The 15,441-nt window shown below is 57.5% G+C and carries 14 protein-coding genes and 2 pseudogenes; 7 read left to right on the top strand and 9 right to left on the bottom strand.

Going from position 1 to position 15,441, the window contains the following annotated elements; genetic code table 11:
* Nucleotides 1-42: 42 nt before the first annotated feature.
* The 4 genes from A3CW_RS0138300 to A3CW_RS0138285 all read right to left on the bottom strand — a co-directional run bounded on the left by A3CW_RS0138300 (nt 43) and on the right by A3CW_RS0138285 (nt 4,245).
* Complete coding sequence (locus A3CW_RS0138300; protein WP_028208257.1) at nt 43-795, bottom strand: maleate cis-trans isomerase family protein; 753 nt, start codon at nt 793-795, stop codon at nt 43-45.
* Between the two features lie 27 nt (nt 796-822).
* Complete coding sequence (locus A3CW_RS0138295) at nt 823-2,124, bottom strand: MFS transporter (RefSeq protein ID WP_028208256.1); 1,302 nt, start codon at nt 2,122-2,124, stop codon at nt 823-825.
* Nucleotides 2,125-2,342: 218 nt separating this feature from the next.
* Nucleotides 2,343-3,287 carry a LysR family transcriptional regulator gene (locus A3CW_RS0138290; RefSeq protein WP_245623851.1) on the bottom strand — a complete coding sequence of 315 codons (945 nt, stop codon included), beginning with the start codon at nt 3,285-3,287 and terminating at the stop codon, nt 2,343-2,345.
* The gene (locus A3CW_RS0138285; RefSeq protein ID WP_028208254.1) at nt 3,280-4,245 is read right to left on the bottom strand and encodes a D-2-hydroxyacid dehydrogenase family protein; all 966 of its coding nucleotides are present in this window, start codon (nt 4,243-4,245) and stop codon (nt 3,280-3,282) included. The genes A3CW_RS0138290 and A3CW_RS0138285 overlap by 8 nt, the downstream gene beginning before the upstream one ends.
* A 326-nt stretch (nt 4,246-4,571) precedes the next feature.
* Between A3CW_RS0138285 and A3CW_RS0138280 the strand changes: the two genes are divergently transcribed.
* Entirely contained in the window at nt 4,572-6,113 is a 1,542-nt protein-coding gene (locus A3CW_RS0138280; protein WP_035515179.1) for a methyl-accepting chemotaxis protein, read from the top strand.
* An 89-nt stretch (nt 6,114-6,202) separates the two neighbouring features.
* On the opposite strand, the pseudogene A3CW_RS0138275 reads toward A3CW_RS0138280, so the two are convergent.
* The 4 genes and pseudogenes from A3CW_RS0138275 to A3CW_RS0138260 all read right to left on the bottom strand — a co-directional run.
* Nucleotides 6,203-6,550 (bottom strand): annotated as a pseudogene (locus A3CW_RS0138275) (transposase); the annotation flags it as partial.
* Nucleotides 6,471-6,821 (bottom strand): hypothetical protein, encoded by a 351-nt coding sequence (locus A3CW_RS53525; protein ID WP_169739137.1) that lies wholly within the window; start codon nt 6,819-6,821, stop codon nt 6,471-6,473. The gene A3CW_RS53525 and the pseudogene A3CW_RS0138275, both read right to left, overlap by 80 nt.
* Before the next feature lie 97 nt (nt 6,822-6,918).
* A complete protein-coding gene (locus tag A3CW_RS0138265) occupies nt 6,919-7,119 on the bottom strand; it encodes a hypothetical protein (protein ID WP_028208250.1) in 201 nt (66 codons plus the stop codon).
* A gap of 591 nt (nt 7,120-7,710) precedes the next feature.
* On the bottom strand, nt 7,711-8,616 hold the full coding sequence (locus A3CW_RS0138260; protein ID WP_028208249.1) for a LysR family transcriptional regulator: 906 nt from the start codon (nt 8,614-8,616) through the stop codon (nt 7,711-7,713).
* 104 nt (nt 8,617-8,720) lie between these two features.
* Here A3CW_RS0138260 and A3CW_RS0138255 point away from each other — a divergent pair, with 104 nt between their 5' ends.
* The 6 genes and pseudogenes from A3CW_RS0138255 to A3CW_RS51575 all read left to right on the top strand — a co-directional run.
* Nucleotides 8,721-9,527 carry a phytanoyl-CoA dioxygenase family protein gene (locus tag A3CW_RS0138255; protein WP_028208248.1) on the top strand — a complete coding sequence of 269 codons (807 nt, stop codon included), beginning with the start codon at nt 8,721-8,723 and terminating at the stop codon, nt 9,525-9,527.
* Nucleotides 9,528-9,590: 63 nt separating this feature from the next.
* The gene (locus A3CW_RS52780; protein ID WP_154678168.1) at nt 9,591-9,926 is read left to right on the top strand and encodes a hypothetical protein; all 336 of its coding nucleotides are present in this window, start codon (nt 9,591-9,593) and stop codon (nt 9,924-9,926) included.
* Nucleotides 9,923-10,126 carry a hypothetical protein gene (locus tag A3CW_RS52775; RefSeq protein ID WP_154678167.1) on the top strand — a complete coding sequence of 68 codons (204 nt, stop codon included), beginning with the start codon at nt 9,923-9,925 and terminating at the stop codon, nt 10,124-10,126. Before A3CW_RS52780 ends, A3CW_RS52775 begins: the two co-directional genes overlap by 4 nt.
* Before the next feature lie 441 nt (nt 10,127-10,567).
* A complete protein-coding gene (locus A3CW_RS50665; RefSeq protein ID WP_063750903.1) occupies nt 10,568-11,869 on the top strand; it encodes an MFS transporter in 1,302 nt (433 codons plus the stop codon).
* A 77-nt stretch (nt 11,870-11,946) separates the two neighbouring features.
* Entirely contained in the window at nt 11,947-13,389 is a 1,443-nt protein-coding gene (locus A3CW_RS0138245) for an aldehyde dehydrogenase family protein (protein WP_028208247.1), read from the top strand.
* Nucleotides 13,390-13,708: 319 nt separating this feature from the next.
* A pseudogene (locus tag A3CW_RS51575) lies at nt 13,709-13,894 on the top strand (DUF188 domain-containing protein); the annotation flags it as partial.
* Nucleotides 13,895-13,934: 40 nt separating this feature from the next.
* Here A3CW_RS51575 and A3CW_RS0138240 read toward each other — a convergent pair.
* The gene (locus tag A3CW_RS0138240) at nt 13,935-15,440 is read right to left on the bottom strand and encodes an acetamidase/formamidase family protein (protein WP_245623850.1); all 1,506 of its coding nucleotides are present in this window, start codon (nt 15,438-15,440) and stop codon (nt 13,935-13,937) included.
* Between the last annotated feature and the right edge of the window lies 1 nt (nt 15,441).

Below are 15,441 nucleotides of genomic sequence, written 5' to 3'. Positions count from 1 at the left end.
GGGGGGCCACAGAATACCAGCCCATCTTATTGCGACAGAACCTCAGTATTTGCCTGACAGCAGATGTCCCGCGTTCGGCACTTGTGCGTTAAGGCCGAGTGTTTTGAGGATGCGGTACACAGTCGACGTCGCGGCCGACAGAACCGGCTTGCCGATTCGATCTTCGACTGCCTGAATGGCAGGCAGCGACGGCATTTGCACGCATGCGGAGAGAACGACGGCGTCTGCGTTGCTGATGTCGAGGCGGTCTGCATGTCCAATGAGATTCGTCGGATCGAGACGGCCGACGGCGAGGTTGTCGGATACTTCAAGGCTCATCGCATCGGTGACTTCGATGTCTTCGCTCTGGATGTAATCGACGACCTGTTGCGTCAGTGGCTTCATGTACGGCGTAATGATCGCTACGCGCTTGAAACCCATGGTCTTCACGCCATCGACCAAAGCGCCGGCGGAGCTGATGATCGGAGTCGGCCAGTTATTGCCTTCGACGGTCTGCTTCAGGCGGGATTCCGACACGCGGTGATAGCCGGGGCCTTGACACATGATGGCGACGAGGCACGCATAGGCGAGCACATCGCAGCGCGCATCGCTGAGTTCGAGCGCGCAACGGTCGCTATCGACGTCCATTTTCTTCAGTTCTTCCGGTGTGACATGCATCATGCGCATGCGCGCGGAGTGGAACGTAAAGCGTTCTTGCGGGAACAGTTCGTAACGGGCCGTCAGCATGGCCGGAATCTCCGTTTCCATCGTCGTATTCGAGCTAGGGACGATCTGTCCGATTCGATAGGTCTTCATGAGCTTGCAGATAAGAGGTTGAGAAAATCAGTTGCCGCTAGTGAGCTTGACGCCTTGCGTCTCGCGAAGCGTGAACACGAGTATTGCGGCCAGTACATAAGCGATCGAAGCGATGCAATAGGTCATCGTGAATCCCAGGACGGGAATTAGAGCCGGAACGAGTTTGATTCCGGCAATCGCACCCACGCGGCCAAAGTTGAAGCAGAAGCCGGCAGCCGTCGAGCGGATGCTGGTGGGGAAGAGCTCCGCATACCATGCACCGAAACCGCTGAAATAACCGGTGCAGAATCCGAGCAGCGCGGACAACACGCCGATCGTCACGATGTTCCGTGCGTTGAATTCCAGTTTGCCGTTGGTCAGGGGAATCATAGTCGCGCCGTATGCGAAGACGGGCACGGCCACTGCGATTCCCACAAAGAAAGCGGCGAACGCCGCGCGCCTGCCGATTCGCTCCGCGAGCGAGCCATACGCAAGATAGCCAAGCGTTGCACCGATGCCCGTCCACACCAGAAAGACGGGAGCCTGATCGATGCGCACATGCAAGATAGTCTGCAGATAAGTCGGCGTGAACGTCGTGATGATCCAGTAACCGTACATACCCATGATCGAAATGAGCAGTGCAAGCAGCGTCGTGCGCCGGTACTTGGGCTGAAAAATCTGCAGCAGATTCGTTTTGCTCGCATTGCTTTTCAAATACTCGCGATTGGCCAGCCAGACGGGCGACTCTTTGACAAAGACGAGAATGAACAGCGCGATGCAATACGCCGGAATGCTGCAGATAGTGAACAGGTGTCGCCACGAGTCGGGGTTCGACGCATCGAGCAATGTCCAGGCGAAGACGGCGGCCAGCAGGCTACCGCCCGACCACCCCGTCTGCATCACGGCGATTGCCTTGGCGCGTCCTGATGGTGCCCAGATTTCGCTAATGAGGGCGACTGCGGCCGACCAAAGCCCGCCTACGCCAATGCCGACCGCAAAACGGTACACGTTCAGTTCCGCGATGCTATGGGCAAATCCGCACAACAGGGTGCCCGTCGCGTACGTCAGCACCGAGATGAGCAGCGTGCGTTTGCGTCCGATCTTGTCGGAGATATTGCCGAGGAAGAATCCGCCGATGCCCGTCGCCAGCAGAAACCACGCGACGGTGGATACTACGTCGGCAAGCGAGGCCGAAAACGTACGCGAGACGGCGAGAATCACGAAGCCGAATACGGTCGCGTCGAGCGCGTCGAACAGCCATGCGCCCCACGAGCCACCGAGGGTGACGTAGCGCTGCGCGCGCCCGATCTGATTGCTGGACGTAGCGGCATCCGCCCGTCCTGTCTCCATTGCTCCGGTATTGTTCATTGTCGTTCCATTGACTTCAGGTGGCGCCCGGCCCGTGAGTATGTCTGTGGGAGACGGCTCACGAAGGGCACACGACGGGCGAAGGAACCAACGCTACTTGTGCGTTTCGAGGTTCTTCATGCTAAGGGCGCGATTGCGCGCTGTACATGAGTGGTTGGCTATCCCGCCATCGCCAATCGTTATGGCGAGAGCGTGTGCGACTAGCCTTGAGTGCTGCCGAGCATGTAGTCGAAGAACAGGCGCGCGACGGGGGAAAGCGCGTCCTTGCGGCGCACGCAGACCACCAGTTCCCGCTTGGCCCACGCCTCGTTCAGCCTCAGAAGCCGCGTGCCCGGTAGGCGGTACAACTCCGCATTGCCGGCAGGAAGAATGCCGATTCCCATGCCGACCTGAACCATTCGGCACAACGCGTCGTACGACGACACTTCGACCTTCGCACGCAAGGTCTTGCCGGCCTGGCTTGCTGCCGTCAGCATCTGAAAGTGCAAATGCGTTCCCGCCCGGAGGACGACATGCTCATAGGCGAGCGTCTCCGTGTACGTGACATGCCGGCGATTTGCGAGTGGATGACCCGACGGCACCAGAACCTTGAGTTCGTCCGTACGAAACGGATGGACCTCTATGTCGGCGCTATGAGGCAAGCGGGTGAAGACGCCGATTTCAGCGACGTTTTCGGCAACGCTTTCGGTGATCGCGAGGCTGTCGCGTTCAAGCAGAGAAATGTTGATGTCGGGATAGCGCTCGCTGAACGATTTGATGATCGGCGGCATGTAAGTCGAGATCGCGGAGATATTGACGAGCACGCGTACCGATCCCCGCAGGCCATCCGAATACGCCTTCATTTGCAGCACGATATTTCGCATGTCGTCCAGCATGTCACGCGCGAGGACGGACAGCTTTGCGCCCGCCGCGGTCGGACTGATGCCTTTGTTCGTGCGTGTGAGCAAAGGCGTGCCGAAGAGTTCTTCGAGTTCTCTGAGCCGCTTGCTGACTGCGGGCGCGGCGATATGCTCGATCTCCGACGCGCCGGCGATAGTGCCTTCTTCGACCACGCGCACAAAGAGCTTGAGCGAGACGGGATCGAGCTTCACACTCCAACCTCCGTCTCTGGAAACAAGTGGGATGGATCGCCCGCCGTTACGCATGATCGGTCCGTTGCGACTGATCGAGCCACTCGACGATGTTGCGCACCGTATCGCCGTAAAACGTCTGATAGAGCTCGCGCGTGACGTATCCGATGTGCGGCGTAGCCAGTACGTTCCGCAGCGAGCGCAACGGATGACCCAGTTCGAGCGGCTCAGTGTCGTACACATCGATCGCGGCGCCACCGATCTGACCGCTCGTCAGCGCTTCGATAAGCGCCGACGTATCGACAATCGGACCTCGCGACGTATTGATCAGACGGCTTGTCTTCTTCATCCGCGCAAACTCTTCGGCGCCGACCAGACCCTGAGTCCGTTCGCTCAGGCGAAGGTGAATGGTGAGGAAGTCCGACGTCGAGAACAAGGTGTCTTTGTCGACCCGTTGCACTCCCTTTGATTCGGTGCGCTCCGCGGTGAGGTTCTGGCTCCAGGCAATCACATTCATCCGGAAAGCGCGCCCAATCACACCGACGGCTGATCCGATATGTCCGAGCCCGAGGACGCCTAGCGTTTTGCCCGCCAGTTCCGTGCCGACGGCCAACTGCCATCCGTCTTCTCGCACGGACTGTGCCTCGAGCGGGATGTTGCGGGACATGGCCAGAATCAACGCCCACGTAAATTCGATCGTCGCGGTAGACGAATAGCCCGTGTTGACGACGCTGATTCCACGATCAGCGGCGGCGTCGGTGTCGATCGACGCGTTGCGGATCCCGGTCGACGCGATCAGCTTCAGGTTCGGCAAGCTCTCGACGACCTGGCGGGTGATAGGGGTGCGCTCTCGCATCACGCATATCACGTCGAACGGTTGCAAGCGCGCGATGAGCTTCCCCGTGTCGGCCTCATGGTCATTGAAGACGGTAATGTCTGCGCGATCTTTAAGCGGCGACCAGTCCGCCATTTCTAGCGCTACGTTTTGGTAATCGTCGAGGATGGCGATTCTGATGAGGGGCGAGCTGGCCATGATGTGCTTCCATATTGATCGATCGACATCTGCATTCGTGCGGCACACGAATGGTCGGAGCCGGTAGTGTGCCGCAAACCTCCCGCCATTGCTTGCGCCTTGTGACAGAAGGGGAACGCCGGGCGCACTGCCACCATCGATCCGGAAATCCCGGAACCCTTGCCATAACGTTTGGCGATGGCAGGTTCACGAGACGTTGGTGTACATCCTCTCGACTCTTTCCTACCATACGGCCCCGCTATCTCCGCGCGCATACGCGTACGCGCGCCGGATCAGCTTACTTCCGCGCTCCTTTTCATGCTTCATTCATCAGGGTTTAATCGTTCGTGATTGCAAGCCTTTCAATAAAAACCCGCCTGGCCACTGCAATGGCTTTGCTGTCGCTCCTTTTATTGGTTGTCGGCGCGCTGGGTATCGTTGGCATGACATCGAGCAACGAAGTCGGCCGTTCAAGCTACGAAGAGAGACTGCCAGGTGCAATTGCGGTCGGAGACACGATGACGTTCGTGCTCCGTCAACGCGTCACGTTGGATCGGGCCATGCTGGTCGACGATGACCAGGCCATCAGGAAGCTGCTTGACCTTGCAGGCCAGGTCGAGTCGCGCGCGCATGATTCATGGGCGCGCTATGTGGCGCTGCCGAAATCGCCCGACGAGCGTCGGCTTGCCGACGCGGTATCCGCGAACCTGGCAGCAGTGGAGGCGATATACGACAAACTCGCCGAGGCAATCACCGCCAGAGATAAACATAAAACCATCGAGGCTTCGGATGCCGGATTCCGCGCCTTCGTGGAACTTCAAAACAGCTGCGATCAACTGAATGATTACCGCACGAAGGCGACGCTGGGTGCGTATCGACAATCCCAGGTGGTCTATTCCACGTTCCGTGTCGTGACGGGCGTCGCATTGATTGCAGGTCTCGGATTCGCGCTGCTGACTTTCGCCAAGATTCGTCTGGCGATTGGCATGCCCCTCAATGCCGCGCTTGAGCAGATTGAAAAGGTCGCGGGTGGCGATCTGACTCATCGAATTGAAATTACCTCGCGCGATGAAATGGGTCTATTGCTGCAGGGATTGGAGAACATGCGTCAAGGTCTTATCGAGACGGTCGCGGCAGTGCGTAACGGCACTGAAGCTATCGCCTCGGCCGCGCAGGAGATCGCGGCAGGGAACGCAAACCTGTCCGCCCGGACGGAAGAGCAGGCCGCCTCGCTGGAGGAAACGGCTGCCGGCATGGGCGAGATTTCGGGAAGCGTCAAACTGAATGCCGACAGCGCACACGAAGCAAATCAGGTGGCAAACGTCGCGATGACCTCGGCCGGCAATGGTCAGGAAACGATGCTCGGAGTGACGAAGATCATGTCCGAGATTCGGGAGCGTTCCGAAAGCATGGCGGACATTATCGCGATCATCGAAGGCATTGCTTTCCAGACGAACATTCTCGCGTTGAACGCGGCGGTAGAGGCTGCGCGTGCGGGCGAACAGGGAAGAGGCTTTGCTGTCGTCGCGGGCGAAGTGCGCACGTTGGCTCAACGTTCGTCGAATGCGGCGAAGGATGTGAAAGATCTGATTGAAGCGTCAGGCCAACTGGTGCGTGATGGTTCCGAATTGGTCACGAAGGCGGGCGGCAGCATATCAAACATCGTCGCCGACGTGCGCCGGGTAACGAATTTCGTGAGCGAAATATCGGACGCCTCCAAGGAGCAGTCAACGAACATCGGTGAAATCGCGCAGGCTGTCTCGCAGATCGACGAGGTCACGCAACAAAATGCGGCACTCGTAGAGCAGGTCGCTGCGGCCGCTCAAGCGCTTGAGGATCAGACGCGGCATTTGCAGCACGCTGTATCTGCCTTCCGTGTGCCCGCGTAACCGGTTTCCTAGTCGTCAGAGAGCCGCCGCACTTTCGCGGTTGTTCTTTAACGGGTAAACCCTCCCATGTCCTTCTTCAACTTACTTACTCATAGGTCAGAAATATAGGCGACAGACGGGTGCCTGAATAACGAGCGCACGAGCCCCGGGTTCTGCTGAACCTGAGCAAGTTGCTCGTGAACCTTCGGGCCGAGTTTTTCGCCTTGGCGCAACGGATTTCGCGCGACGCCTGTGCGCTTCACGTGGCTCCACACCAACTCATCCGGGTAGAGGTCGGGCGCATAGCCGGGCAGAAAGTGCAGGGTCAGTTTGCCGTTAGTGCTGGCAACGTAGTCTTTCACGACAGCCTTTTTGTGTTCAGGCAACCCGTCGACAATCAGCTGAAGCGGCCTCTTCCGATTGCACATCAACTTCCTGAGCAGAGGGGCATTTATCTCTTGACCGATGCGACGACTCGCTGACAAAGGACAAAAAGCGATGTCGCAGCAGCAATGCGAGCACTGCGAATCTCGCACTGCCGTGTGCGTACTCTATATCGGCGATGAAATAGTCGGTTTCGTTCGAAATCGCCGACTGGTTGTTCTTGCGGGCGACGAGCTGCTGAAACTCTCGGTCTTGCCTGGGCCGGTGGGCAAAGAACGGATCCATCAGAAGCTTCAGGTACGGGATGCTATCGAGCCAGAGCTGCAAATCGTGAGCCTTGCTCACCACACCAGACGCTGCTTGCACAGCGGATGATCGCCATAGTTCGGGTCGAAAGTTATGAGAAACCGGTCGCATGCTTAACTCGTGCAAGCGACTTTCATCAGGCTGCCGCCCCGATAATGGACGTTGATGTATGTCCCTCGCAGCCCGTCATCAACGTGTGGTCGCACATCACGTAGTTCAGAAGTGGATGGAGCGATGCGCATTCGTTCTCCAGCATGTGAAAGAAGGCTTCGGATAGCGCGCGCGGCCGGAAGGGACCATCGTTCGAGTCCAGTTGCAGCGCATCTTCGGTCGACATTCAACGTCCTTTCAAAGGTCGTGCGGCTGACCATCTGCGAGCCGCGTGATGTTTGGAAAGCTATTGCGCGCTGGGTCCCAGGCAACGCCCTGAATGGGAATCGTGGTCCGCGCGTCGACGCGGCGGGCGAACGCGATCAGATCCGCCGGGGACGCGTGGCCGCTCGTATTCCGATGATGTGCCGTTGCGTCGCCCCGCGCTCGCGGCGATGTCGTGATTCGCCCTGCGCTCCACGAAAACTTCCGTTGCCCCTTCTGCGATAGAGTCGCGCAAATCGCGATGTGACGACGACGTTTAATCCTGGCCAGCCTGGTCGAGGCGTTCAAGTCAGCGGCAAAAGCTACCGGCACAAGGGTGGGCCTGCTGCGTTTGCCGGAAAATCTTGAAGCAAAAGGGTGCCCGCAGTGCAGTCATTCCGCTTCCTGACGTCGGCCGTTCCCGAGTGGGCCATTCACTGTCACGCGCTTTCTCACCGACCATTCCGCCTTCGACGCCAGCATGTGTCTGGTCGAGTCCTCGACCAGTCAAATTCTGAGTCAGACGCATGAGTGCGGCAGACGCTTCCCTGCAATAGCATGGGTCGCTTCGCGCTTAACCTTCGCTTTTTTGTGGTGAGTGAGCGGCTATCTCGCGAGCGAGTTGAACAAAGGTGCCTAGCGCAGCGGGCGGATTAGGCTCCTTCCATGCAAGATATAGCTCACTTTTCGCGTGCTGCTCGCGCAGAGGACGATAGACAACGTTGTCCATGTGCGTTCGTTGGACTGACGCCGGTACGAGCGTCACACCGAACCCGGCGCTTACAAGCCCTAGGGAAGCGTAGATCTGCCCCATCTCAAAACTTGTGGAAGGAGAAAATCCGGCAAGTGCGCACAACTGGTTGATGGTTGCGTGATAGTCCGGCGCGACATCCTTCCGGTAGTTGATTACGCGCAACTGCATGCAGTCCTTGATGGAAATCTGTCGTTTGGCTGCGAGAGGGTTGTCTTTGGCAATGGCAACGTAAAACGGCTCTTGAAGCAACAAAACGCTGCTCAATTGAGTATCGGGTGGCAAAGAGCGGACGAATGCCAGATCGACGTCACCTCGGTTCAGGGCATTGACCTGTTCGGCGGAGGAGAACCAGCGAAGCTCGACCGCGACCGATGGGTAACGCTGCTGGAATTCACGCAATAGCGGTGGCAGCAGTGTGTACGCGATGTGCTCAAAGAACCCGACCGCCACCCGACCGATTTCCCCTCTTGCTGCGCGTCGTGAATCCACGATCGCGGAATCCGCTTCCGTCAGAATCCGCTTGGCCCGTTCTTCGAATACCTGACCCGCCGATGAAAGAAACACCCGTTTGCCCCGGCGTTCAAAAAGCGCCACTCCGAGCTCCTCTTCCAGTTCCCGGATCTGTCGGCTCAACGGCGGTTGCGCCATGTGCAGCTCATCCGCCGCCTTCGTGAAGTTAAGTGTGCGTGCCACCGTCAGAAAGTAGCGAAGATGACGCAGTTCCATGTGAAACCTTTTGGGTATCGATATGCAACTTATTATATCTTTTACATTGGACGCGATCGCTCTTAGGATCATGGCATCACACCAACAAGTCAGGAGATCCCCTCATGAAACTTACCGCGTCGCAGTTGGAAGCGTACGAGCGCGATGGCTTCGTTGTTCTGCCGGAGCTTTTCTCGGAAGAGGAAGTCGAGCAGATGAAGAACGAGCTGCGCCGAATCCAAAAGATCGATACCGACCATCTCGTCCGTGAAAAAACTGGCGGCATCGCAAAAACGATCTACAAAGTTCACGAGACCGAAAGTCCGACGGCATCAGCGGTTTTTCACTCCGCAGTACGCTCTCCCAGACTGCTCGAGACGGCACAACAACTCATCGATGATCCACAACTTTACGTCTATCACACGAAGTGTAATTTGAAGACGGCAATTGACGGCTCCGTTTGGCAATGGCACCAGGACTTCGGAACCTGGCATATCGACGGCGTGAAAGAGCCACAGATGACGACCGCGTTGGTCATGCTCGACGAGCCTACCGAAATCGGTGGATGTCTCTATTTCATCCCTGGAAGCCACAAATTGGGTTCGCTCGATCCGGCGTTCGACGAGGCGACCGGTTACCGCTTTTACGTTGTGCCCAAGCAGACCATGCTTGACGTTTTGTCCAGCCATCCCAAGGCCGTGCCTATCATTGGCCGACCGGGAACAGTCGTGTTCTTCGACGCAAACATTGTGCATTCTTCAGGTCACAACCTCTCCGGTGAGGATCGATGGCAGGCCTATGTCGTATACAACCAGGTGAAGAACAAACCTGACGAAGTAGAGCAGCCGCGGCCGGATTATGTGCGCTCGACCAATTTCGCTCCCCTCGAGCTTGGTTCCGACGAAATTCTCGAGAGAGTTCAGATCGGCTGATCTTGCACGAGCGTTGCTCGCCAGAGCGCATGTGCCCGGTGGTAGCGGCGAGCCAGAAGGTGAATGCTGATACGCATGCAGGTTGCGTTCAGCACTCACGAACGCATCGATCGGGTTGAGCTTTCCTTCCAAATGTCGGGCGGTCGACTCGTGACCTCACGTCTTTTTCAAAATGCGGCCAATGGCAACGGTGCAGCGAGCAAGGCATCCCGACATCGCGAATTAGTCGTGTCTGGAAAGGCCGCACAGGCGCAGCTTGACTTGAAAAAATTGACTGAATCGCGGTGCGAGACGTGGTGGATGGAAACGCATCTCGAGCCTCCATTCTTGATGGACGCGGTTTTCGCAAAACCGACGAAAAGTGCCGAGCAAGGACGCATAAAAGGTAAAGCGACATGAAGGTTGTAAAGATAAAACTAGAAGAAGCTCGAGACAATACCTCTGAAACAGCGTTTCTTGGAGTTTTGCGGGTTGCTGGACTGGAGGGCGAGATTGACGTCAGCCATGCGACCCGCACGGTACTTGCAACAGACAATTCGATCTACCAGCGCAAGCCAAGAGTGGCTCGCGACTGCGATCACCGCGTCGCAACCGCCTAAAGATGCACGCGAGGCGTTTAAGCTGCTACCTCATTGCACGGGGAAGACGAACGCTGGGCAAGCTACAGCGCTTTCGAAAGCGGTGTTTGCAGCGGCAGGTCTGGACTTGGCGATGCCGTCAACGGGATGTTGCGGGATGTCAGGCACTTACGGACATGAGGCAAGGAACTTGACCACATCGACCGAAATTTTCGCGCTTTCGTGGGCATACCAGATCCCTGAGTTCGCCCACTCGCTGGGGAACAAGGAAAGTCCCGAGGTCCTGGCGACAGGCTATTCCTGTCGCTGTCAGGTAAAGCGGCTGCGAGGCCAGACGCTTCGTCACCCCGTGAAGGTGCTCGCAGAGATCTACCGCCGATAACCATTAGATACAACTCCGAACGTAGTGCTGTTCGAGGTAGATGTTAACGCTAACTCTCAACAATATAGGGAGACCGAAGTATGGAGAAATCAAGAAAATTAAAGCGCATACAGGTCGTATCAGTCGCGCTTCTAACGCTGGCCGGGATAGTCAACTATCTCGATCGGAGTACGTTGTCTATTGCGAACCATTCCGTGAGCGGTGAACTCGGTTTGTCGGCATCTCAAATGGGAATATTGCTGTCTGCCTTTTCGTTCGCGTACGCTTTTGCTCAACTGCCAGTTGGGGTACTTCTGGACAAGTTCGGATCGCGAGTGATGCTCGGACTTGGAATGTTTGTCTGGTCTGTTGCACAGTTTTGTGGAGGGTTTATAACAAACCTCCATCAGTTCGTTATTGCGCGTATCGCTCTTGGAGTAGGTGAATCGCCGAACTTTCCAGCTGGAGCGAAAGTGGTCAGCGAATGGTTTGGAATTCGTGAGCGGGGTCGACCGACAGGCATTTTCATTACTTCGTCAACGATTGGGCCGGCCCTAGCGCCCCCGATCTTGACAGTGATGATGCTGTCATTCGGTTGGCGACAAATGTTCATGATTATGGGAGGCTTAGGAATTGCGGTGTCGATCGGATGGTACTTGATCTATCGTGATCGAAAAAGCGTAAAGCTATTGGAAGGAGAAGCCGCCTATCTCAACGAAGGTGCGAGTGATACTAAGGTTGAGCGAAACATGACCATGTCGGAATGGCGCAATCTGTTCCTGACGCGTACCACGTGGGGCATGATTCTTGGTAATGCGGGCATCATCTATATGTTGTGGCTGTACCTGACATGGCTGCCTGCGTATCTTGAACGTGAGCGTCATCTGTCGCTCGCGAGCACCGGATGGTTGGTGTCAATCCCCTATCTTTTCGGCACGATTGGCATGTTGTCGAGCGGCTTTGTCGCTGACGCCTTGCAGGCCCGAGGCATCGCGCCGATTCGAAGCCGAAAATGGCCCGTCTGTGTTGGTCTGATCGGTGGTGCCGTATTCACAGTTCCCGCTGCGTTCACTCCGAATCTGACACTTGCAATTCTTTACCTCAGCGTAGCGATGTTCTTTGTCCAGATGGCCTGCGGTGCGAGTTGGGCACTTGTGTCTGTGGCTGCGCCTCGGCACATGGCGGCTTCCCTTGCGAGTATTCAGAATTTCGGCGGTTATTTCGGCGGCTCATTCGCGCCTTTCGTCACTGGTGTTGTTGTTGATCGGACGCATTCGTTTGTCGACGCGTTCCTTATCAGTGCCGGAATCGCGCTTCTTGCTGCTCTTGTTTACGCACTGATAGTCGGAAAGCGCGTCGATGAGCCGAAAGTCGTCGTTTCGACGCCACCATTATCGGTGTAACCAGTTTGCGCAGGGCGCTTTAGCGGTTCATAAAATATCCAATATACGGCAAGACACTTTCCTTTTGGCGAAGTTAAATGAATCAGTTTAGAAACCTGATCAATGGTGAGTGGGTCGCTGGCGAACACTGGCGGCCCAATGTGAGTCCTTCAGATAGCAACGATGTAATCGGTGAATACGCCGATGCAGACGCACTGCAGACTGAGCTCGCCGCCGCTGCGGCACGCGAGGCCTTTCGGTCATGGTCAAAAAGTGGTCCACAGGAACGCTTTGACTTACTAGACCAGACGGCCTCAATCATCCTGTCTCGGAAGGCGGAGCTGGCGAGACTGCTCTCTCGAGAAGAGGGTAAAACGCTCCCGGAAGCCGCCGCCGAAGTGCAGCGAGCGGGGCAAATCTTTAAGTTTTTCGCTGGAGAAGCGTTGCGAGCCGATGGCGAAGTACTTCCATCGGTAAGATCAGGTCTGACCGTCGAGGTCACTCGGGAACCTATTGGAGTGATTGGGCTCATTACACCTTGGAACTTTCCGATTGCAATACCGGCCTGGAAGATTGCACCGGCTCTCGCGTACGGGAATTGTGTCGTGATCAAGCCAGCAGAGCTGGTGCCGGGATGTGCGTGGGAGCTCGTAAAAATCCTTTCTGACGCCGGGGCTCCCCCTGGCGTAGTCAACCTGTTGATGGGACCAGGTGCGGCCGTGGGCGTAGCGCTCGTGCGGTCTTCCAACGTCGATGCAATCAGCTTTACGGGCTCGGTGGCGACAGGTCAAGCTGTCGCCGAGAAATGCGTGTCGAGCGGGAAAAAGGTACAGCTTGAAATGGGAGGAAAGAATCCGATGGTCGTTCTCGACGACGCTGATATAGACGTCGCTGTCGAAGCCTGTATCAACGGATCTTTCTATTCAACTGGACAACGTTGCACCGCATCGAGTCGTCTGATTGTCGGTAGCGGTATCCATGACTCATTCGTCGAAGCAATGCATGCACGCATGAGAGTGCTGAAAGTGGGCAACGCGCTCGATTCGCAAACGCAAATAGGACCGGTCGTCGATGCAAGGCAGCTTGCGCAGGACGAGCGATATATTCGGCTAGCAAGGTGTGAGGGCGGAAACGTGTTCGGTGGCGGCCGTGTGGATGCCGCCACTAACGGGTTTTTTCTCGCGCCTGCGTTGGTCACCGGGACGCATCAATCCATGACGATCAATCAGGAAGAGGTGTTCGGTCCGGTCGCGTCGGTTATTCAGGTCCATGATTACGATGAGGCGCTTGCAGTAACCAACGATACGCACTTCGGCCTGTCCGCAGGTATTTGCACGACTTCGCTGAAATACGCGGGCCATTTCAAGCGAAACGCTGAGGCGGGCATGGTTATGATCAACACACCAACGGCTGGGGTCGACTACCATGTGCCTTTCGGCGGTCGAAAGAAATCTAGCTACGGAGCGAGGGAGCAGGGCAGCTACGCCCGAGATTTTTTCACGACGGTGAAGACCGCTTACATCGCAGCTGGTATCGTGTGATCTTGCGGTGCCTCATCAATTTCGTTTGGGCTGAACTACACGGTGCGAATAGCCAAGGATCCCCGAAAATTCCGATGTTCGGGACCTCGGTCACGCGTTCGGCAACAACCAGAGCAGGTAGAAACACTCTACGAGACGCTGAGGCAGTGTCCGATAGTGGACCTTCGTGCGCGAATCCGCGTGCTGGCTATCCGTAGGTCATCCCGAGCCACAGCAAGACCACCGCCGACCTTGATATATGATCGCCTTTTAATGTACTGGAATTGCCCTCACGCAAGTGCTGGTCGACACTGACGCTTGTCCCGCCGTCATCAAAGACATGTCGTTTCGGGCCGCGCGGCGTGCAGAAGTATGGGTGACGCTGGTTGTGAACCAATATTTGCGCACGCCACCATCTCCCTTTATCAAGCAATTCAAGTGCCGGCGGGTTTCGACGCGGAGGATGCCCGCATCGTCGAACTGGTCACGGCGCACGGCCGGCGACCTGATGATTACTGCAGACATCGGGCGTCGTGCCTCATCGGGAAGGAGGCACGACGCGTTGCTCATTTCAACTGGTACTTCTCGCGCACGAGATGCCCGATCCTCATTCGATCGAGGATCGCGAACGGGCACAGGAAGGTCACGCGGACCGTGCCGGGCAGCCGGCTGATTTCGATGGAGCCCGTGATCGTGGCCCGGTTCAGCACCTCTTCGTAAGCGAGCCCCGTCGTTGCCGCCGCGCGGCGCAGGCCATTTTCGGTGGCCTCGTTGAGATTGACGCCGCTGCCGATGAACGTGATCGGACCGCTATCCTCGATCTCGCGCTGGCCCCAGCGCGCACCCAGTTCGGCCACCTTCTGCCGCTGCTCGGCGTTCATTGGGCGCGCCATCGGTGGCAAGTCATCGACGTTCTGCAGCAGGATCGGACCTTCGAGCGTGAGGTGCTTGATGACCTCGACCGTGAGCTCGGTTTCTCCGGACACATCGGTGGCATGCCCGGCGATCTCGCCATTGCCCTGTTGCGCGTGCATGTCGCCCAGATACACGCCGGCTCCTGGCACCTTGACCGGGCAAATCACGATGCAGCCTTCGCGGACCGAATTGGTGTCCATGTGGCCGTCGGTCTTGGCCGCGTGCAGCTCATCGCGGGTCAGCGCGTAGCGGTGCGGTGCGCCGACCAGGTACTGGCCGAAATCGGCGCAATTGTGCGAATCGGGCAAATTGCGCGACGGCGTCGTGCCGATGTTGCCGAGGAAGGGGCGCATGTGCGCCGCCACGCCCGGGATGTCGGCGCGCGCGAGAGACAGGATCGAATGCTGGGCCGCCAGCTCGGGCAAGGCCGATATCAACGGCGCCTTGCCCGCAAGATGATCGGCGATTTGCTGATTGACCGTAAGGCTTACCTGGTTTTCCTGATCGAACACGATCACGTAGCCATGCTTGAAGCGGAACGCGTTGACCTCGGCGCCACAGTGATCGCAGCGAATCGCGTCCTCGCCGATGCCTTCGACGTGGCTGGCTGGATGCTCCGTCCCGCACGTTGCGCAGAACTTTGCAACGAACGGGTCGCCGTGATAGCGCCCCTCCACGAACTCCATCACGCCCGAAGACGTCGCGACCGACGTGACGCACATGCGCTTGATCTTCAGCGCGACAGCGTCGCCGATCTCGGCTCCTGCGATCGCGACCGGTTGTGTCACTTCGTGGCCGCCCTGGAAGGCCGGCGTGATCATCGGCCCCCAGCAGCCGGGCGGGGTGCCAGCGACCAGCGTGCCGCCGTCGGCGAGCGGACCGAGCATCGGCTGGCTCGGTCCGAGGAGTCCGTTCGTGTAGGAATCGACGCGAAGCCGTTTAACAGGGGGCTGTGCGGTGATGGTGTCGGACAGGATGGTCGACATGGATGCTCTCCAGGTGCTGCGTTGGACGCAGCGAATGTTGGTAGGAATAGGAGTACCAGCGCCCGCAAGGGCGATCGTACGGGTGGGGTTGGTCATTTGCAGTCGCCATAGGCATTTCCACTGCATGTTTGCCAAGCGACGTGGATGCCGCCGCGTCGGCGTCGTCCGCACG

This window comes from Paraburkholderia nodosa DSM 21604 (genome assembly GCF_000519185.1).
Classification (GTDB): Bacteria; Pseudomonadota; Gammaproteobacteria; order Burkholderiales; family Burkholderiaceae; genus Paraburkholderia; species Paraburkholderia nodosa.
The sequence above is the reverse complement of the archived record's forward strand: the minus strand, read 5'-3'. Positions and strand labels throughout refer to the sequence as shown.

What these genes read in the sequence shown, in the direction of transcription:
- A3CW_RS0138290 (WP_245623851.1), bottom strand. Translation starts at nt 3,287, where the DNA reads ATGCGTAACGGCGGGCGATCCATCCCACTTGTTTCCAGAGACGGAGGT.
- A3CW_RS0138255 (WP_028208248.1), top strand. Translation starts at nt 8,721, where the DNA reads ATGAAACTTACCGCGTCGCAGTTGGAAGCGTACGAGCGCGATGGCTTC.
- A3CW_RS52775 (WP_154678167.1), top strand. Translation starts at nt 9,923, where the DNA reads ATGAAGGTTGTAAAGATAAAACTAGAAGAAGCTCGAGACAATACCTCT.
- A3CW_RS0138300 (WP_028208257.1), bottom strand. Translation starts at nt 795, where the DNA reads ATGAAGACCTATCGAATCGGACAGATCGTCCCTAGCTCGAATACGACG.
- A3CW_RS52780 (WP_154678168.1), top strand. Translation starts at nt 9,591, where the DNA reads ATGCTGATACGCATGCAGGTTGCGTTCAGCACTCACGAACGCATCGAT.
- A3CW_RS0138265 (WP_028208250.1), bottom strand. Translation starts at nt 7,119, where the DNA reads ATGTCGACCGAAGATGCGCTGCAACTGGACTCGAACGATGGTCCCTTC.
- A3CW_RS0138295 (WP_028208256.1), bottom strand. Translation starts at nt 2,124, where the DNA reads ATGGAGACAGGACGGGCGGATGCCGCTACGTCCAGCAATCAGATCGGG.
- A3CW_RS0138285 (WP_028208254.1), bottom strand. Translation starts at nt 4,245, where the DNA reads ATGGCCAGCTCGCCCCTCATCAGAATCGCCATCCTCGACGATTACCAA.
- A3CW_RS0138260 (WP_028208249.1), bottom strand. Translation starts at nt 8,616, where the DNA reads ATGGAACTGCGTCATCTTCGCTACTTTCTGACGGTGGCACGCACACTT.
- A3CW_RS0138245 (WP_028208247.1), top strand. Translation starts at nt 11,947, where the DNA reads ATGAATCAGTTTAGAAACCTGATCAATGGTGAGTGGGTCGCTGGCGAA.
- A3CW_RS50665 (WP_063750903.1), top strand. Translation starts at nt 10,568, where the DNA reads ATGGAGAAATCAAGAAAATTAAAGCGCATACAGGTCGTATCAGTCGCG.